The organism is Paraburkholderia sp. FW306-2-2C-D06C, assembly GCF_058781505.1.
Window position 1 is genome coordinate 1 of the sequence record NZ_JBYSWU010000076.1, and the last position, 16965, is coordinate 16965.

The following is a 16965-nucleotide window of genomic DNA, read 5'->3' on the forward strand; positions in this document are numbered from 1 at the left end:
AGATGTACTGCTACGTCGCCCTCAGGAAATTCCGCAAACATGAATTCGAGCAACCGAAAAACCGATCCCGATTGACAGCGGGAGTCATATCAGCCCTTTAATTACAAGGTCTTACAGGCAACATTCCGCTCGGATAAAAGAGCTAGGTGTTTTCCCGTCTTTGGTCTGCATTGCAGTCCAATTGCGCGATTTCCCCCGTTGACATAGAACGAACGGTCGTGCCAAATTGCGCGTGCATTCGGTGCGCAAGCACGCCGATCGACGAACTCATTGCGGCGCCCGGTGGGTCGCGCGATCAGGAGACAAACAGCAGGCCAACTGCATTCAGGAATCAACCAGCAGACGCAATATTTCGCATGCCTTATCGGCTTGCGAGGGCCTGGCATCGTCTGTTGAAACCGCAATGCGCAGCAGATCGCCAGCACCGTGCAGGACAAGCATCACTTCGCCAGTTCAATCGATTCCAATAGACAAGGAGACACGAAGCATGCCGGCAAGTCATCGCAAGCGGGTTGGAGTCATGCTCGGATTAGTGGGCGCATGCGCATTGGGATCGGCCCCGAACGCCAATGCGCAAAGCAGTGTCACGCTGTACGGCATTGTCGACGGCTCGATCCTCTACACGAGCAAAACACTGAACGCGGCGACCGGCCAGAATGCCGGCCACCAGTTCTCGTTTACCGACAGCGGCCTCTCCGGCTCGCGCTTCGGCATGCGCGGCGTCGAGGATCTGGGCGGCAGCATGAGAGCGATCTTCGAACTCGAAAGCGGCATCAGCATCGCCAACGGCTCGCTGAGCAACTCGAACGGTAACGAGTTCGGCCGCCAGGCGTGGGTCGGCGTGGACGGCGCATTCGGTACGGTCAAGGCCGGTTTGCAGTTCTCGCCGTTCTTCCTTGCGGTGTACGACTTCGATCCGCGCCAGATGGCGTACTTCGGCAGCGGTCTCGTCACTTACCTCAATAACGTCTATGTGACCGGCCTGTTCAACCCGAACGCGATTTCGTATACGTCGCCGGAAATCGCCGGGTTGCAAGCCAGCGCGCTGATGGCGTTCGGCGGCGCGGCCGGCAATTTCCAGGCGGGCCGCCAGTACTCGGCGAGCCTGCGCTATCACCTCGGTTCGCTGACCGTCGATGCGGCGCTCTATAGCGGCAACGCCGGCGGCAGCGCCGCATCGATCGCCATCCCGAGCGTGGTCGCGTTCGACGGCCGCGCGCTCGGTGGGAGTTACGTATTCAACAACCTGACCGTGAAGGCCTCGTATGTGCAATACAAGGTGGCGGGGTCGTTCAACGACCGCGTCTATTCCGGCGGCGCCAGCTACCGCATCACGCCTGCGCTGAACGTCGATGCCGGCGCGTGGTACACCCGCGACGCGAACAACTCGACCAATCATTCGGTGATGGCGTCGACGGGCGTGGACTATTCGTTGTCCAAGGCGACGGTGGTCTATGGGCAAGTCGGCTTCGTGAACAATCACGGCGCCATGCACACTGGACTGTCAGTCAACAACGCGCTGAACGAAGTCACGGGCACGACGGCCGGTGTGAACCTCGGCATCCGCCATATGTTCTAGCAGGAATCGCATGACGAAGGAGCCGCTTGCGAACGCGGCGCCGACAGGTTGTGCGGATTGCCGACGCGGCTTTCATCTGTTATGCATTTTCAGTGGCACGCCCCCCCACCCGCTGACCATTCGCATAAGTGACTTCCCTAATAATCTGCAATGCAGAACGTGAGAATAGAAAACCCTATTGACGCTAAGCGAACGCTCGTGCCAAATTTCTCTCGCGCCACCGCACATCGCGTTTTGCAGTCCGCATCGATGAGCGTTTGAAACAGTCGATAACGTGTGCCCAGCCGGAGGGTGTAAAAGCGTGGATATGTTTTTGCAGCAGGTTCTCAACGGGCTGACCCTGGGCGGCATCTACAGCCTCGTCGCGCTCGGACTCACGCTCGTCTACGGCATTCTCGCGGTGCCGAATTTCGCCCACGGCGCGTTCTACATGGTGGGCGCATTCGTGTCGTTCTACCTGATGAGCCGGCTCGGCTGGAACTATTGGCTCGCAATGATCGGCTCCGGACTCGCCGTCGCCGTGCTGGCGATTCTCGCCGAGCGGCTGGTGTTCCATCCGCTGCGCAAGTCTTCCGAGTTGCATCCGATGATCGCCGCCATCGGGTTGCTGCTGTTTCTCGAAGCCGGCGCGCAGGCGATCTGGGGTGCCGACTTTCACCGGATGGCTACGCCGTATGCCGGCATCGTCGATCTCGGCGGCGTGACCGCACCGTTGCAGCGCCTGTTGATCATCGGCAGCGCGTTCGCTTTAGTGGTGCTGCTGCAACTCTTCCTCAAGTACACGGTGATCGGCTCGAGCATCATCGCGATGGCGCAGGACCGTGACGGCGCATCGCTGATGGGCATCGACGCCAACAAGGTGACGATGCTCACCTTCGGCATCTCGGGTCTGCTCGCGGCGGTGGCGGCCACGCTCTATGCGCCGATCAACCTCGTCTACCCGGCCATGGGGCAACTGGTGATTCTGAAGGCCTTCGTGATCATCATTCTCGGCGGCATGGGCAGCGTGCCGGGCGCGATCGTGGGCGGGCTGATCATCGGCATGGCGGAGAGCTTCGGCGCCTTCTACATCTCGACCGACTACAAGGACATCATCGCGTTCGTGGCGCTGGTGGTGATTCTGTCGGTTCGTCCTCAAGGCCTGTTCACCAGGGAACTGCGCGCATCATGAAATTATTCGAGGGCAAGCTGGGTTGGGCGCTGCTATGCGCGCTCGGTGTCGTGTTTCCGTTTCTGGCCACCAATGACTACATGCTCACCGTGATGTCCACCGCGTACATCTTCGCGCTGGCCACCGTCGGGCTGAATCTGATCACCGGCTATACGGGCCAATACAATCTCGCGCACGGCAGCTTCATGGCGGTCGGCGCGTACACCGTCGGCATTCTGACGGTCGACCATCATGTGCCGTTCTGGATTGCGTTTGTCGCGTCGGGCGTGGTGACCGCGGTGCTCGGCGTGCTGGTCGGCCTCGTGTCGCTGCGCTTGCGCGGCCATTACTTTTCGATCTTCACGCTGTGCGTCGGCTACATCATGTTCCTCGTGATCGAGAAATGGGACAGCCTCACGCATGGGGTGGCGGACATCATCGGCATTCCTGCTCCAACCGGTTTCGGCATCGTATCGTTCGAGAATCCGCGTGCGCTCTATTACCTGGTGCTCGCCTTTCTCGTGCTCGGCGTGTGGGTCATGCATCGCATCGTCAACTCGCTGCTCGGCCGCACCTTCATGGCAATCCGCAATAGCGACGGGCTCGCGCAGTCGCTCGGCATCAACCTGATGCGCAACAAGGTGCTGGCCTTCGTACTCTCCGTGATTTACGCCGGCCTCGCGGGCGGTCTGTATGCAGGCTCCGTGCGCTTTCTCGGGCCGGATCTCGCGGGCGTGGACCATACCTTCGATATGACGATGTACATGCTGGTCGGCGGCATCGGCACGCTCGCCGGTCCTCTGCTCGGTGCGCTGGCGGTGCCGTGGCTCACGCAGTATCTGCAGTTCTTGCAGGAATACCGCTTCGTGGTGTTCGGTCCGATCCTGATCCTGCTGGTGATCTTTCTGCCTAACGGCATCGTCGGTTTGCATCAAACGCGCAAGGGACAGCGCGCGAAACGTGCCGCGCCGAAGAGCGGCATCGTCGCGCGCCGGTCGCAACCCGCGCACGGAGACCGCCATGCTTGAAATCGATTCGCTCAGCAAACGCTTCGGCGGCCTCGTCGCGGTGGACGACATCAGCACGCACATCGAAGCGGGCAAGATCAACGCGATCATCGGCCCGAACGGCGCGGGCAAGACCACCTTCTTCAATCTGATCAGCGGCATGCATCTGCCTACTTCAGGCCGCATTGTGTTCAAGGGCCAGGAAGTCACGCGCATGGGCGCTGATCAGATGGCGCGCCTCGGCGTCGCTCGCACGTTTCAGTCCACCGCGCTGTTCGATCGCGCCAGCGTGCTGGACAACCTGATCGTCGGCCACCGGCTGCGCACGCGCTCTGGGCTGTGGGACGTGCTGACTCACTCGTCGCGGCTGAAGCAGGAGGAACGCATCTGCCGCGAGAAGGCGCGCGAGGCGCTGGACTTCGTCGGCTTGTCGGCGATGGCCGAACGGATGGCCGGCGACATCTCGCAGGAAGAGCGCAAACGCGCGGCGGTGGCGCTCGCGATCGCCACCGAACCGAGCCTGATGCTGCTCGACGAACCGGCGGGCGGCGTGAATCCGGAAGAGACCGAGGGCCTCGCCGAATTGATCCGCAAGCTGGTGAAACACGGCGTGACCGTGTGCCTTGTCGAGCACAAGATGAACATGATCATGAAGCTCGCCGATCGCATCATGGTGCTGAACTACGGCAAGAAAATCGCCGAGGGCACGCCTGCGGAAATTCGCGCGAACCCGGCCGTGATCGACGCATACCTTGGGAGCGAGCATGCTGAAGTTTGACAACGTCGCGCTCGACTACGGCAGTTTTCGCGCACTGGACGGCATCGATCTACACGCGAACGACGGCGAGCTGGTGGTGCTGCTCGGCGCGAACGGCGCGGGCAAGAGTTCGATTTTTCTCGCGACAAGCGGCCTGCGCCGCGCCGCGAGCGGCAGCCTGCGCTTCGGCGAACGCGAACTGCTCGGCATGACGCCCGCGCAGATCGTTCGCAGCGGCGTGATTCAATGCCCCGAGGGCCGCAAGCTGTTTCCGGGCATGTCGGTGCTGAAAAACCTCACGCTCGGCGCGTATGTGCATCGCGGCGACAAAGCCGGCAATCAGCGCAATCTCGACCAGGTGTTCGCGCTGTTTCCGCTGCTCGCCGAACGCAAGGATCATCCGGCCGGCTCGCTCAGTGGCGGCCAGCAACAGATGGTCGCGATCGGCCGCGCGATGATGGCGCGGCCCAAGGTGCTGCTGCTCGACGAACCGTCGCTCGGCCTCGCGCCGCTGGTGGTCAAGCAGGTCTTCGACGTGATTCAGCAAATCAATCGCGCGGGCACCACCGTGCTGCTGGCCGAACAGAACGCATTCGCGGCGCTGAAGATCGCGCATCGGGCCTACGTGATCGAGAACGGCCGCATCGTGCTCGAAGGCGAACCGTCGAGCCTGATGAACAACGAAGCGATCCGGCGCGCTTACGTCGGCGGATAGGCCAGGACGTTCACGGCCTGCCCGCGCGCTTGCACAAAAACCGGCCCACCTTGCGCCGGAAAATTCGATCAATCCAAAGGAGACGTGTATGACGATCAAACGCTTGTGCCGCCAGGCCGGATTGTGCGCGGCAGTCGCCACGACCGCGCTGTTGAGCGCGAGTGCCGCGATGGCGCAGCAAGTGGTGCATATCGGCTTTTCCGGCCCCTTGAGCGGCGGCGCGGCGAAGTACGGCCAGGAAGTGCTCGACGGCATGCGGATGGCGGCGGCCGACGTCAATCAGGCAGGTATCGAAGTAGCCGGCAAGAAGATCAAATTCGAAATCGTACCGCTCGACGACAAGTACAACCCGAGCGAAACGGCGATCAATGCGCGGCGTCTCGCGCAGGAACAGCAGGCTGCCGTGGTTCTTGTGCCGCACTCGGGCGGGGGCTTCGCGGTGCAGACCAGCAACGAGCAACAGAAATTGCTATTGCTGTCGTACACCAGCGTGCCGCAGATCAGCGAGCGCGGCAACAAGCTCACCGTGCGGATTCCGCCTGCGTTCACGTCGTATCTGAACGCGTTCATCAAGTACGAAATGGCGGCGTACGGCAAGAAGGTCGCGCTCGCGGCCACCGATACCGACTACGGCAAGGTCTGGGTCGCCGCATTCAAGCCCGCCTGGGAAGCGGCCGGCGGCACGATCGTCGCGGACAACTCGATGTCGTATAACCGCGCCACGGATTTCTACAGCGGCGTGAGCCGCGTGCTGGCCGCCAAACCCGACGTGATGTTTATCGGTGGCCCGTCGGAGCCGACCGGCCTGATCGTGCAGCAGGCGCGCGAACTGGGCTTCAAGGGCGGCTTCATCGTGATGGATCAGGCCAAGCTCGATGAAGTGGCCAAAGTGACTGGCGGCTATGCGCCGCTGAACGGAGCGATCGGCGTGTTGCCGCTCGCCAGCGACGAAACGCCCGCGGCGAAAGCGTTCGTCGAGCGTTTCCGTAAGAGCCATGGCGGGCGCGACCCGAGCCAGGAAGTGTCGCTCAACTACACCGCGGTCTACGCTACCGCGCTCGCGATGAAACTGGCCGGCAGCGTCAGCGATGCAACCGCAATCCGTAACCAGTTCGACAAGGCGGTGAAGGCGCTGCCTCAGCAGAACAATCCGCAGAGCGTGACGGGCGTCGATGAACGCGGCGGCTTCGTGATCGGCAATCCGCTCGCGGCAGTGGTTCAGGGTGGACAGTTGAAGTCGGCGGGGTTGAATTCGCTCGCGACGGCTTCGAAGTAAGGCTTCAGTGGGTCGTGACACTCAGGGGCGGCAAGACAGCCGCCCCCTTTGCATTAGCCCTTCAATGCCTTACCTGCGAAATGTTCCATGCGTTGTCCCTTTGCTCCTTTGTCGGTGAGCGTCGCCGTTCTGGAAAATCAGCAGCCGGCCGGATAGAACTGCTCGCGCAACTCCCGTTTCAGCACCTTGCCGATCGGACTGCGCGGCAACGCGTCGATGAAGGTCAGTCAGTGCGGACAGCCGCTGCACAGCAACGCTTCAAGCCATGTCATTGCGGGGCACCTCCGCGAGTTCCGTTGCTTCCATTGGCCTCGGCGCGCGCCGCATCCTCTTCCTGCAACTTGCGCCACAATATTTTTCCGCTACCGGACTTGGGCAGCGATGTCACGAACTCGACGATACGCGGCGCCTTGTACGGCGCCATCTGCTCACGCGCCCACGCGATAATCTCCTTTTCGTCGATCGTGCCTGCATGCGCTGCGTCCAGCACCACCAGCGCCTTCACGGTCTCGCCGCGCTTCTCGTCTTTCACGCCGATCACGCAAACCTCGTGTATCGCCGGATGCCGGTACATGAGCGCATCGACCTCGGCGGGCCAGACCTTGTAGCCCGACGCATTGATCATCCGTTTGAGACGGTCGGTCATGAAGAAGTAGCCGTCTTCGTCGATATGGCCGAGGTCGCCGGTTCGCAGAAAACGTTTGCCTTCGAGTTCAATGAACGCTTCCTGCGTGGCCTTCGGATCGCGCCAGTAGCCCTGCATCACCTGCGGCGCATTGACGACGATTTCGCCGGTTTCGCCTGGCGGGAGTTCCTGGAGCGTGGCCGGATCGATCACGCGCGAGTCCACGTCGAACACCGGAATGCCGAGGCACTGCGGCTTCGGACGATGCGGCGGATTGATGTGCGTGCCGGCGATCGTCTCCGACATGCCATAACCTTCGACGTAATCGAGCCCGGTCAGCGTCTTGAGTTTTCTGGCGATTGCATCAGGCATCGCCGCGCCGCCGCCGCGCGTGCCCGTCAGGCTCGACAGATCGTATTCGGAGAGCTGCGGATTCGACAGGAAATCGACCATCATCGTCGAGATCGACTGCCACGCGGTCACGCGATATTTCTGCATGCATAGCGCGGCCGCCTCGCGATCCCAGCGTGGCAGCACGACGATCGTCGCACTGGAAAAAACCGCGCTGTTCATGCCACCCTGCATGCCCGTCACATGAAAAAACGGCAGCACCGATAGATAGATTCCGTCCGCCGGGGCCGAGAACCACACGCAACCGCCGAGCAGCGTGCTCATCACGCTGCGATGCGTGTGCATGCATCCCTTCGGCTTGCCTGTCGTGCCGGACGTGTACGGCATCACGCACAGATCGTCGGGACCGGTGGTGAGTGGACCAGGCGCAATGCGCCGCTCGAGCACGTCGCGCCACGGCGTTACACCCGGTGTGTCGAACGTTTTGCGCGGGGCAGACACGAATTCAGGCACCGTAATCGGCGACGGACGCTTCAGATAGTCGCTATACGTCGCGACGATCGCATACTTGAGTCCCTGATCGGGCGCGTCGCCCATCAGCGGTTCGACCTGTGGAAACAGGCATTGCGGCGCGATGATCGTGGTCGCGCCGCTATCCTCCACGTAGTGACGCAACTCCGTCGTCAGGTTCATCGGATTGACCGGCACGACCACCGCGTTCGCGCGCAAGATCCCGTAGTACGCGAGGATCCATTGCGGACTGTTCTGCATATAGAGCAGCACGCGGTCGCCGGCCTTTACGTGGCATTCCTGCTGGAGAAATCCCGCGATCCGTTCGGCTTCGTCCTTGAACTCGGCGAAGGTGACCGGCGTGTCGTAGAAAATGATGAAGGGTTTGTCGGGAAAGCGCGCCGCCGATACCTCGGCGTTATAGAAAATGTTGGTCTGCGGCAGCGTCAGATGCAGCGGCACTTGCGGCGGCCAATGCGGATGATGGCGTTCGTTCATAGGTGTCTCCTGCTTTTACGATCTGTGCGCGCCGGGGTTGCGCGTGGTTCACGCATCATTCGCGCGCAGCGCACGCCGCGCCTTTGTTTACGTGAGCAAAGCGTGTGAGCAAAGCGCGGCCGCAGCCCTCGCGCCCTGCTCTTCAAACGGTGCGTCAGACGATGATGGCGCCGCCGTCCACCGCGAAATACTGGCCGGTGATATGGCGCGATGCCTCGCTCGCGAGGAACACGACCGGGCCCTTCAGGTCCTCTTCGCCGCCGAGCCGCTGCAAAGGCGTGCGCTTGACGATCATGTCTTCGAGCTTGTCGAGCAGCCCCGCGGACATCTTTGAAGGAAAGAAACCCGGACAGATTGCGTTGACGTTGATGTTGTACTTGCCCCATTCCGCCGCTAGCGCGCGCGTGAAGTTGATCGCCGCGGCCTTCGACGTGTTGTACGCAATCGTGTTCATGCCGGGCGGCGAACCCGTCAGGCCCGCGACCGAGGCAATGTTGATGATCTTGCCGGCGCGGCGCGGGATCATGCTGCGCTTGCCGACTTCGCGGGCAAGAAAGAACGGCGCGTTGACGTTCAGGTTCATCACCTTGTGCCACGCTTCGTCCGGATAGTCCTCGGCGGGCGCACCCCATGTCGCGCCCGCGTTGTTCACGAGAATATCGATCTGGCTGTGCAGGCCGAGCACTTCATCCACCAGCCCCGGAATCCCCTCGAAACGCTGCAGATCGTTGACGACGGTCTGCACCTCGATGCCCTGGCTCTGCAAATGCGCTTTCGCCTCGGCGAGCTCGTCGGCCTTGCGCGCCGTGATCGCGACGCGGCAGCCCATCTCTCCGAGTGCCTCGGCCATTTGCAGGCCAAGTCCACGCGAACCTCCGGTGATCAGTGCAACTTTGCCGTCCAGTCGAAACAGGTCTTTCACTGACATTGCGACGCTCCTCCAGATTGCCCAGGTTGTTCTGCTATGCAGACGTCTATTCCAGATTTTCTGACCATCATACGTGCCGAAATTCGGCGTGTAAATAAAAGCACGCTCATTCACTTTCGATATAAACTGACACGCATCGCTTGGCTGGCGGATCATTGGGACTTACCCGGATACCGCGTTTTTCAATCGGGCCGCGCTCATGCGATGCGCGTTGTTTTGCGCAGCCGTTCCGCATAGCGGCTTCTTTTTTGGCAGGCCCTATCCCATGCCTGATGCGCTGATCATCAACTCACGCGAGTTTGTGATTGCGTGGACGTGGTTGCGGCAAGCGCTGATTGCAAGCGCGGCACTCACCGGGGCTACGAGCGACGCCGAGCGCGACTTCTATCGCGGCAAGCTGCAAGCGTGTCAGTGGTTTTTCCGTTGGGAATTGCCGCGCGTCTCACTCATGCTCGCAACGCTGCGCGGCCTCGACGACACGACGCTCACCATGTCGCCTCACTGGTTCTGATCGCAGACCCAGATCGTGGACAGCAGCAGTTCAATGCGACAGCGCGCTTTCGAGCTGCGTCACCACGTCGATCAGACGTGGCCGCACTTCTTCGAGCAGAAACTCTTTCGAGAGCTTGAACGAGGGCCCACCTACATTGATCGCCATGGCCGGCAGTTCGCCGCCGGGCTGGAACGCGCGCGCAATGCCGTTCACATCCTTCTGCCAGTCGCCGAACGAGGTTGCGACACCGAGCGTGCGGTAATCGTCGAGCGCCTTCTCGATGCCGCGCCGGGTTGTCGGCCACGCTACGTGATCGAGCTCGCGCACCTGCTCCATGAAGCTGAGCCGTTCATGCTCAGGAACCGCCGCCAGCTTTTTCAACGCCAGAGGGTTTGCTGGAGTATTGTTTAAGCGCGCCGGGAGCTTCACAACGTCAATCCTCTATAAGACAGCGGGCTCCTCGCGGGCGGTGCAACGCTCGCAAGCGCGTGGTTTTTTTCATGCAACGATGCGAAATCAATTTTTCGAGGAATGGAGAAACCGTGAAAACAGTCAAACTTTTGAAAGCACTCGGCATCGCGTTGTGCGTGGCGGTAGCGTCCAGCGCCTATGCCCAGTCGAGCGACGCGATGGCGACGACCGATACGGCCGCGCCTGCTGCTAGTGCGAAAGCGACCAGGAAGATGGACCGCAAGCTGGGTCTGGACGTGCGTAAGGCGTTGGCGAAAGCGCAGGGTTTTGATGTGTCGAACGTGTTTGTCCGGGCGCGTGGCGGCGCAGTGACTTTGACTGGGACGGTGCCCGATGGGGCGCAGATTCCAAAGGCGGAAGAAGTCACCAAGAGTGTCGCCGGCGTGAAGTCGGTGAACAACAAGTTGACTATTGGGACGCCTAATGGCGGCGGGGGTTAAAAACTAGACACTCACGAGCCCCGTCAGTGGCCGGACCTCCCCGAACAGCGCTCTTGCCGAGCGCTGAGGATCCAGCCCGAAGGTCTCGCTCGTGATGCCGGCGATCAATGCATCGAGCGACAGGGTCGGCTTCAGGTCGCGCGCTTCGTAGAGGTCGCCGGGTTTAAGACCGGGCCAGTCGGCGAGCACGCGCCCTCCCGCCACCGCGCCGCCGATCACCATCGCCACCGAACCGGTGCCGTGATCAGTGCCGCCGGTGCCGTTGGCCGCGGCGGTCCTGCCGAACTCCGTCGCCACCAGCACGGTGGTTTTGCTCCACAACGGGCCCATGCCGTCGCGCAACGCGGCCAGCATCGTGTCGAGCGCTTTCAGCTGATTCGCGAGCCGCGGATTCTGCGCGCTATGCGTATCCCAGCCGCCCGTTTCGATCATCGCAATGCGCGGGCCGTCGTCGCGCGAAAGAAAGCTGGCCGCAAGCTTGCCCAGACTCGCTGGATCCTGACGCGGGCCAGCGTCGCCCGCAAGTCCACGCGCGGCCATCGCCGACTCCCACAGCGGCCGCAGTTGCGCATCCTGGTCGTACAGTTGCGAGACCCGCGCGAGCAGATCGTCCGGTGCTTGCGGCAATGCCGAGGGCGCGTACGATGTCACCTCCGCGTTGCCGCGCAGCGCCATCGGCACGGTCGGCGCGAAGGCGATCGCACGCTCGCGCGTGGCCGGCAACAACGCGAGGAGCCGGTTCAACCAGCCGTCTTTCATCTGATACGGCGACGCGCCGCCGGTCTCGAGCACGTTCTGACCGTCGAAGTGCGAGCGGTCGCGATACGGCGACGCCACCGCATGCACGAACAGCGCCTGGCGATCCGCATACATCGCGGCGGTCTGCGCGAGCGCCGGGTGCAGCGCGAAGGTGCCGTCGAGCCGCGTGGCAATGGAGGTATCGATCGCCAGCGCGCCGCGCAGTTTTGCGTAGTCCGGTTCGGCGTACGGCACGACGATGTTCAAACCATCGGCAGCGCCGCGCTGGATCACGAACACGAAACGGCGCTCGGTGGCGACATTCGCGAACGCGATATGCGGCGATACGAAAATCGCGCCCGCACCGGCAGAAGCAGCGGCGAAGCCCAGAAACTTGCGGCGGGAAAGCATGGCATTCATCTCCGTTGAAAATCCGGCGAGACCAGAAGCAGCGCAATTGCGGTCGATGCGCTTTCGGCACGCGACACTGCGGCGGCAGTCGGCGCACTGAGCGAACCAGCCAGCAAGGTCTGGCCGAGCGCGCGTGCGTCGAGCCGGTCGCCGACGCGGGCTGCGAAGCGCTGCGCTACCTCGACCCGGCGCACCAGCGCATCGGGCGCGGCCCAGCTCGCTGCAATGTCGTCATAACCGGCGGGCGAACCCGGCCGCCACACCGGCTGGCCGAGTTGCGTCAGGATGGGCGCGGCCTGCAGGTTGCCGAGGTCTTGCCAGCCGAGTCCGCGCATCGAAGAAAGGGTCCATTCCCACGGTGTCTTGAACTTGACGGCTACCGGCGACCACGCTTGCGGCATGTCCAGCAACGCCCGGTAAACCGTGGGCAAATCGCCGCCGCTGCGCGCAAACGCGCTCGCCAGCCGCTCCGTCACGTCCGCAGGCGGATTGTCGGAGACGAAATGCCGTGCGAGTTTGCCGCCGATGTGCTGTGCGGTCGCCGGCGCACTCGCGAGGTCGTGCAGGATCGCAAGTGCCTGCTCGTCGCCTGACTGGTCGTACCGGCGCCCCATGATGGTTCGCGCACCCGGTTCATGTAGCGCCGTGCGAAACACGAAGCTGCCGGGCGGCGCGCTGTTCGGCTGAGCGCCTTGATAAGCGGCCACGCTCCAGCCGGTCAGCGCGCGGGCGAATTCGGTGACGTCCTGCTGGCTATAACCACTGCGCACGCCCAGCGTGTGCAGTTCCATGATTTCGCGCGCGAGATTCTCGTTCAGGCCGCGTCTGCGATCCGGATTGCGCTGCGCGGCGCGCATCGCCGCGACGCTGTCGGGGCCGACCGAGCGCGTCTGATCGAGAAACAACTGCATCGCCGGATGACGCTCGACGGCGATCAGCATGTCTTCGAAACGGCCCAGCACGTGCGGGCGGATCGCTTCCGCTTCGAATGCGCCTGCCAGCACGGCGACGCCCGGTTTTTCGGCGGACACCGCGAAGTGGTTCGCCCAGAAGTGGACCAGCCGCTCGATGAACGGCGTCTGCGTGGTGAGCGCGCTTGCCACCCGCGCATTGACCGATGATCGGTAGAGGTCCAGAACTTCGCTGCGTAACGCTTTTCTTTCGGCTTGCTGCGCGGCTTGCGCGTCGCTCTGGGAAGCAGTCTGCACGTTGGCCGGTTGCGTGGCTGGAGCGTCACTCGCGCTTTGCCGGATCTGCTGCGCTTGCTGGTTCTGCGCCTGCTGGTTCTGCGCTTGCTGGTTCTGCGCTTGCTGGTTCTGCGCTTGCTGGTTCTGCCGGTTCTGCACGCGCTGTTGCTCGAACTCGGCAGCAAGCGCCACCGAATCGGGTTGACTCGTCCACGCAGCGGGCCGCGGCTGATACTGCTCGAACTGCGCGAGCAGCCATCCTTTCGGATCGGCGGGCGGCGTGTCGTCGGCACGCGCGCCTAGGCCGAAGCGGTTGAGCGCAAGCGCTGCGGCGTTGACGTTCGGTGTGGTGGCCATACCGTCCTCTTCGGCGTTGGATATAAGCTTTAAACGGCCACCACGATGAATTCCGTCGCGCGGCTATGGAATTTTTTTATTCGCCCGCTGGTTCGCTTGCCGGCCGGTTCGCCGGCTTGTCTGCATTCCCGGCTGCTTGCGGCTCACGCCATTGTCCCCGCAGCTTCAGGCTCTCGGCGAATTTGACGCGCTCCTCGGGCGACAGCGTCGCCGCGAAATCCGCCACGCTGCTTTCCACCTGCGCCCGCAGCGCGCTATCAGCCTCGCGCGTGCGTGCCAGCGCGGCGTCGAGCGCAGCGCGATCCAACTGCGGCGCGGCCAGCAGACGCAGCACTTCGCGGCGCCCTTCGCGCCCCTCTTGCGCAAACTGACGCCCCTCGCGCCGCGCGTTCTTCAAGCCATCGACGAAAGCCTTCTGGCGCTCGGCAGACAGCGTCCCGGCGGCGAAACGCAAGGCGCGCTGCTGCGCCAGCACCGTGCCCGTTGCGCCGTGCGCCGCGAACCATTGATAAGCACCGCCGACAATCGCGCCCAATAAAAACACATTGAGCACCAGCGAGGCCACCAGCACGAATTTCCATGACCGGCCGTTCATTCGCCGCTCCAATCGGCGGAAGAACCGCCGAAACTCGAAGTTAAATAAGACGCGTCGCGCACTTGCTCCGCGGTCCCCGTCAAGACGAAAAACGACACCGCGAACGCGCCCGCCAAGCCGCCCAACAGGCCGGCGCCCGCCACCGCCGCGCCTGACCACCAAAGCCGGCGGCGCGGTGCAGCCGGCCGCCGCACCGGCGCGCTCGCGACGATGCGCTCGTGCAATGCCGCGTCCGGCGGGTCGACCGTATCGCCGGCAAGCCACGCATCGATTCCGGCCGCTTCAGTCAATACTGCGTCGGCCTCGGTACGATGCAGCGCGGCCCATGCCTCAGCCGCCGCGCGCTCCTGTTCCGGCCAGCGGCGCGGATCGGCGCCGTAGGCTTCGACGATCTGGTGAAATCTTTCGCGCGTCATGACTTGTCCTCGTTAAGGCCGCTGCCGGCCAGTTGAGCGCGCAGATTGCGGCGTGCGCGAGCCAGCAGACTTTCCAGAGCATCGACGCTGATACCCATCAGGGCGGCAGCGTCGATGTTCGACATGTCCTGGTAGTAGTTGAGCACCAACGCTTCACGCTGCCGTGCCGGCAACGCGGCCAGCGCCTCGCGAACCCGCTGATCCCTGGCGCGGGTTTCGAGTGCCGCTTCGGGCAGCGCGGCGGGGTCGACCTCGTCCGGCAACTCGGCATGCGGATCTTCGCGCCGGCCGCGTAGCCGGTCGTAGCAGAGATTGAGCGCGACTCGATGCACCCAGGTGTCGAACCTCGCCTCGCCCTCTTTCCATCGCGACGCCTGTTTCCAGATCCGCACAAAGACTTCCTGCGCAACGTCTTCCGCTTCCATGCGGTCGCCCAGCATGCGCGTGGCGAGCGCCAGCAAGCGTGGCAGTTTGCGCGCGACGAGCGAGCGCACGGCGGCCGGCTCCTGTCGACCGACCCGCGCCACCAGGTCCGCGTCGGGATCTCGCTCGCTCAAGGCGTACAGCTCCGTGGCGCGGGCCTGGTGTCTTGCCGCCGATGGTCGGCGCGCGCGAACGACGCTGGTTCGGTGAACCGCCTTCGCGAACATGCGCTATTCACTTGCCGTCGCTCCTTTGGATGCACTCCACGTGCTCCTCCAGTACGCAGATCGTTACTGGGTGACGTCCGGCGCCTGGCTTCCAGGTCCGTAGCAATCAATATACGACGACCGCCGGGCGATAGTAGGCCGGCCGCGCCGGGACAACGACACATCCGGCGAGCGTAGCCGCCAGGAGGACAATCAGGAGCGTTTTCATGGCAACCCTGTCTGGTTGTGTTGTAGCGCCTGGCGTCTGGTGCCAGGCCGGCACGGGTGCGGCGGCTATGCCGTCAGGCCCAGTGGCCTTCGACCCAGCGCCAGTTGGGACCGCGCTGCACCCAATGGCCCGGTACCCAGCGATAGCCGGCACGCACTGGCTGCCAGTGGCCGCCCACCCATACATAACGCCCATGGTCCCAGCGCCAGCGGCCCTGATCCCAGACGTAGCCGACGCGCGGTGCCGGAATGACCTCCACACGCGGTGGGGGTGGCGCTGTGGGGGCCACGATGATGGCTTGCGCCGATGCAGGGGCTGGTGCGGCTGATAGCGCCGCGGTGGCCGCAAAGGCGGCCATGAGTAGGCGGGCCGGTTTGGTCAGTGACATGGTGGTTGCTCCCGCGTTGTGCCGGAGGCCGGAAAGGCTCCGTTTCTTGTTAAACGACGGAGGCGGAAAAATCCGTCGCTAGTTTTTTCTTTTCACAGAGAAATGCCGCCGCCAAGGCAACCAGACCAAGAAACCTGACGCCGTAGGCAACCCTCAACCGCGCCGCATCAGTTGCATCCGCACCGATTCGAGTTCGTGCGGTAGCCGCCGCCGCAACGCAATCCGCCATGCGTCATGGCGTTATAAGCAAAACCGCACGCCCCTCCCTTAACCGGCCGCGCCGCACTGCCCGAGCCGGTGCGGTATCCTTCCCGATTCCGCAAACCTCTATCCGTACCCCCGCCAGATGGCCGATTTCCCTTTCGACGCCGTACTCTTCGACTGCGACGGCGTGCTCGTCGACTCCGAACCCATCACCAACCGCGTGCTGACCGAGATGCTCGGCGAGCTGGGCTGGCGCCTGAGTGTCGAAGAGACGATGCGTATTTTCGTCGGCAAAGCCGTCAAGGATGAAGCACCGCTGATCGAAGCGCGCACCGGCTTCGCGATCACCACGGAGTGGCTCATGCAATTTCGAGCGCGCCGCAACGCCGCGCTCGATCGGGAACTGGTGGCGATTCCTGGCGCGGCCGCCGCAGTACACGCGCTGCACACGGCACTCGATGGACGCATCGCGGTGGCCTCGGGCGCCGACCGGATCAAAGTGGAATTGCAACTGACGAAGGCCGGCATCCTCGACTGCTTCGAAGGGCGCATCTTCAGCGGTCACGAAACGCCTCGCAGCAAGCCGTTTCCCGATGTCTATCTGGCCGCAGCCAAAGCATTGGGCGTGGACCCGAAACGCTGCGCGGTCGTGGAAGATACCGTGACGGGCGCAACCGCGGGTGTGGCGGCCGGCGCCACGGTGTTCGGATACTGCCCGCGAGAACTGGGCCACAGCAGTGCAACTGCACTGCATGGCGCCGGCGCGGTTCACGTCTTTCAGGACATGGCGGAGTTACCCGCCTTATTGACTGAATGGCGCGGCGCGCAGCACTGAAGCTGCGGGCTATCGTTACTCGAACGCGGGATCGATCGGGACGCGATAGCCCACCGCGAGCCGGTTAGTCTCGTTCGCCATCCCTACCACCGCCAGCAGTTCGCCGAACATCTCGTCGGTCATGCCGGCGCGGCGCGCCGCGGCCGGCCGCCAGTGTGTCGAACACGCACGGCATG

The 16965-nt window shown here is 63.3% G+C and carries 18 protein-coding genes and 1 pseudogene; 9 read left to right on the forward strand and 10 right to left on the reverse strand.

Features of this window, described 5'->3' with window-relative positions; genetic code table 11:
* Window positions 1-487: 487 nt before the first annotated feature.
* The 6 genes from AC3WLT_RS34565 to AC3WLT_RS34590 all read left to right on the forward strand — a co-directional run bounded on the left by AC3WLT_RS34565 (window position 488) and on the right by AC3WLT_RS34590 (window position 6484).
* On the forward strand, window positions 488-1579 hold the full coding sequence (locus tag AC3WLT_RS34565; RefSeq protein ID WP_492596091.1) for a porin: 1092 nt from the start codon (window positions 488-490) through the stop codon (window positions 1577-1579).
* A 307-nt stretch (window positions 1580-1886) separates the two neighbouring features.
* Complete coding sequence (locus tag AC3WLT_RS34570) at window positions 1887-2750, forward strand: branched-chain amino acid ABC transporter permease (RefSeq protein WP_492596112.1); 864 nt, start codon at window positions 1887-1889, stop codon at window positions 2748-2750.
* Window positions 2747-3757: a branched-chain amino acid ABC transporter permease gene (locus AC3WLT_RS34575; RefSeq protein ID WP_492596092.1), complete on the forward strand. Its 1011-nt coding sequence runs from the start codon at window positions 2747-2749 to the stop codon at window positions 3755-3757. Before AC3WLT_RS34570 ends, AC3WLT_RS34575 begins: the two co-directional genes overlap by 4 nt.
* Window positions 3750-4514, forward strand: a complete 765-nt coding sequence (locus tag AC3WLT_RS34580) for an ABC transporter ATP-binding protein (RefSeq protein ID WP_492596093.1) — start codon at window positions 3750-3752, stop codon at window positions 4512-4514. Before AC3WLT_RS34575 ends, AC3WLT_RS34580 begins: the two co-directional genes overlap by 8 nt.
* Window positions 4501-5208, forward strand: coding sequence for an ABC transporter ATP-binding protein (locus AC3WLT_RS34585; RefSeq protein ID WP_492596094.1), 708 nt, complete (start codon window positions 4501-4503; stop codon window positions 5206-5208). Before AC3WLT_RS34580 ends, AC3WLT_RS34585 begins: the two co-directional genes overlap by 14 nt.
* Window positions 5209-5296: 88 nt before the next feature.
* A complete protein-coding gene (locus AC3WLT_RS34590) occupies window positions 5297-6484 on the forward strand; it encodes an ABC transporter substrate-binding protein (protein WP_492596095.1) in 1188 nt (395 codons plus the stop codon).
* 268 nt (window positions 6485-6752) lie between these two features.
* On the opposite strand, the gene AC3WLT_RS34595 is transcribed toward AC3WLT_RS34590, so the two are convergent.
* Window positions 6753-8468 (reverse strand): long-chain fatty acid--CoA ligase, encoded by a 1716-nt coding sequence (locus tag AC3WLT_RS34595; RefSeq protein ID WP_492596096.1) that lies wholly within the window; start codon window positions 8466-8468, stop codon window positions 6753-6755.
* Between the two features lie 154 nt (window positions 8469-8622).
* On the reverse strand, window positions 8623-9396 hold the full coding sequence (locus AC3WLT_RS34600) for an SDR family oxidoreductase (protein ID WP_492596097.1): 774 nt from the start codon (window positions 9394-9396) through the stop codon (window positions 8623-8625).
* 265 nt (window positions 9397-9661) lie between these two features.
* Here AC3WLT_RS34600 and AC3WLT_RS34605 point away from each other — a divergent pair, with 265 nt between their 5' ends.
* Complete coding sequence (locus AC3WLT_RS34605) at window positions 9662-9907, forward strand: acyl-CoA dehydrogenase C-terminal domain-containing protein (RefSeq protein WP_492596098.1); 246 nt, start codon at window positions 9662-9664, stop codon at window positions 9905-9907.
* Between the two features lie 30 nt (window positions 9908-9937).
* Here AC3WLT_RS34605 and AC3WLT_RS34610 read toward each other — a convergent pair whose 3' ends face one another.
* Window positions 9938-10270, reverse strand: coding sequence for an IclR family transcriptional regulator (locus AC3WLT_RS34610; RefSeq protein ID WP_492596099.1), 333 nt, complete (start codon window positions 10268-10270; stop codon window positions 9938-9940).
* A 161-nt stretch (window positions 10271-10431) separates the two neighbouring features.
* On the opposite strand from AC3WLT_RS34610, the gene AC3WLT_RS34615 reads away from it, so the two are divergent.
* The gene (locus AC3WLT_RS34615; protein ID WP_492596100.1) at window positions 10432-10800 is read left to right on the forward strand and encodes a BON domain-containing protein; all 369 of its coding nucleotides are present in this window, start codon (window positions 10432-10434) and stop codon (window positions 10798-10800) included.
* A 3-nt stretch (window positions 10801-10803) separates the two neighbouring features.
* Here AC3WLT_RS34615 and AC3WLT_RS34620 read toward each other — a convergent pair whose 3' ends face one another.
* The 6 genes from AC3WLT_RS34620 to AC3WLT_RS34645 all read right to left on the reverse strand — a co-directional run bounded on the left by AC3WLT_RS34620 (window position 10804) and on the right by AC3WLT_RS34645 (window position 15720).
* Window positions 10804-11949 carry a DUF1501 domain-containing protein gene (locus AC3WLT_RS34620; protein ID WP_492596101.1) on the reverse strand — a complete coding sequence of 382 codons (1146 nt, stop codon included), beginning with the start codon at window positions 11947-11949 and terminating at the stop codon, window positions 10804-10806.
* 5 nt (window positions 11950-11954) lie between these two features.
* Window positions 11955-13493, reverse strand: coding sequence for a DUF1800 domain-containing protein (locus AC3WLT_RS34625; protein WP_492596102.1), 1539 nt, complete (start codon window positions 13491-13493; stop codon window positions 11955-11957).
* 76 nt (window positions 13494-13569) lie between these two features.
* Window positions 13570-14088: a periplasmic heavy metal sensor gene (locus tag AC3WLT_RS34630; RefSeq protein ID WP_492596103.1), complete on the reverse strand. Its 519-nt coding sequence runs from the start codon at window positions 14086-14088 to the stop codon at window positions 13570-13572.
* Window positions 14085-14504: a hypothetical protein gene (locus tag AC3WLT_RS34635; protein ID WP_492596104.1), complete on the reverse strand. Its 420-nt coding sequence runs from the start codon at window positions 14502-14504 to the stop codon at window positions 14085-14087. The genes AC3WLT_RS34630 and AC3WLT_RS34635 overlap by 4 nt, the downstream gene beginning before the upstream one ends.
* Entirely contained in the window at window positions 14501-15154 is a 654-nt protein-coding gene (locus tag AC3WLT_RS34640; RefSeq protein WP_492596105.1) for an RNA polymerase sigma factor, read from the reverse strand. Before AC3WLT_RS34640 ends, AC3WLT_RS34635 begins: the two co-directional genes overlap by 4 nt.
* Before the next feature lie 281 nt (window positions 15155-15435).
* Window positions 15436-15720, reverse strand: a complete 285-nt coding sequence (locus AC3WLT_RS34645) for a YXWGXW repeat-containing protein (protein WP_492596113.1) — start codon at window positions 15718-15720, stop codon at window positions 15436-15438.
* Window positions 15721-16096: 376 nt separating this feature from the next.
* On the opposite strand from AC3WLT_RS34645, the gene AC3WLT_RS34650 reads away from it, so the two are divergent.
* The gene (locus tag AC3WLT_RS34650) at window positions 16097-16789 is read left to right on the forward strand and encodes an HAD family hydrolase (protein ID WP_492596106.1); all 693 of its coding nucleotides are present in this window, start codon (window positions 16097-16099) and stop codon (window positions 16787-16789) included.
* Between the two features lie 15 nt (window positions 16790-16804).
* Here the strand turns inward: AC3WLT_RS34650 and AC3WLT_RS34655 are convergent.
* Window positions 16805-16933: pseudogene (locus tag AC3WLT_RS34655) on the reverse strand (carboxymuconolactone decarboxylase family protein); the annotation flags it as partial.
* Window positions 16934-16965: the final 32 nt, after the last annotated feature.

Coding starts and splice junctions, on each gene's coding strand:
- AC3WLT_RS34630 (WP_492596103.1), bottom strand. CDS start 14,088: ATGAACGGCCGGTCATGGAAATTCGTGCTGGTGGCCTCGCTGGTGCTC.
- AC3WLT_RS34575 (WP_492596092.1), top strand. CDS start 2,747: ATGAAATTATTCGAGGGCAAGCTGGGTTGGGCGCTGCTATGCGCGCTC.
- AC3WLT_RS34570 (WP_492596112.1), top strand. CDS start 1,887: ATGTTTTTGCAGCAGGTTCTCAACGGGCTGACCCTGGGCGGCATCTAC.
- AC3WLT_RS34600 (WP_492596097.1), bottom strand. CDS start 9,396: ATGTCAGTGAAAGACCTGTTTCGACTGGACGGCAAAGTTGCACTGATC.
- AC3WLT_RS34590 (WP_492596095.1), top strand. CDS start 5,297: ATGACGATCAAACGCTTGTGCCGCCAGGCCGGATTGTGCGCGGCAGTC.
- AC3WLT_RS34595 (WP_492596096.1), bottom strand. CDS start 8,468: ATGAACGAACGCCATCATCCGCATTGGCCGCCGCAAGTGCCGCTGCAT.
- AC3WLT_RS34645 (WP_492596113.1), bottom strand. CDS start 15,720: ATGGCCGCCTTTGCGGCCACCGCGGCGCTATCAGCCGCACCAGCCCCT.
- AC3WLT_RS34565 (WP_492596091.1), top strand. CDS start 488: ATGCCGGCAAGTCATCGCAAGCGGGTTGGAGTCATGCTCGGATTAGTG.
- AC3WLT_RS34620 (WP_492596101.1), bottom strand. CDS start 11,949: ATGCTTTCCCGCCGCAAGTTTCTGGGCTTCGCCGCTGCTTCTGCCGGT.
- AC3WLT_RS34635 (WP_492596104.1), bottom strand. CDS start 14,504: ATGACGCGCGAAAGATTTCACCAGATCGTCGAAGCCTACGGCGCCGAT.
- AC3WLT_RS34585 (WP_492596094.1), top strand. CDS start 4,501: ATGCTGAAGTTTGACAACGTCGCGCTCGACTACGGCAGTTTTCGCGCA.
- AC3WLT_RS34605 (WP_492596098.1), top strand. CDS start 9,662: ATGCCTGATGCGCTGATCATCAACTCACGCGAGTTTGTGATTGCGTGG.
- AC3WLT_RS34625 (WP_492596102.1), bottom strand. CDS start 13,493: ATGGCCACCACACCGAACGTCAACGCCGCAGCGCTTGCGCTCAACCGC.
- AC3WLT_RS34580 (WP_492596093.1), top strand. CDS start 3,750: ATGCTTGAAATCGATTCGCTCAGCAAACGCTTCGGCGGCCTCGTCGCG.
- AC3WLT_RS34650 (WP_492596106.1), top strand. CDS start 16,097: ATGGCCGATTTCCCTTTCGACGCCGTACTCTTCGACTGCGACGGCGTG.
- AC3WLT_RS34640 (WP_492596105.1), bottom strand. CDS start 15,154: ATGTTCGCGAAGGCGGTTCACCGAACCAGCGTCGTTCGCGCGCGCCGA.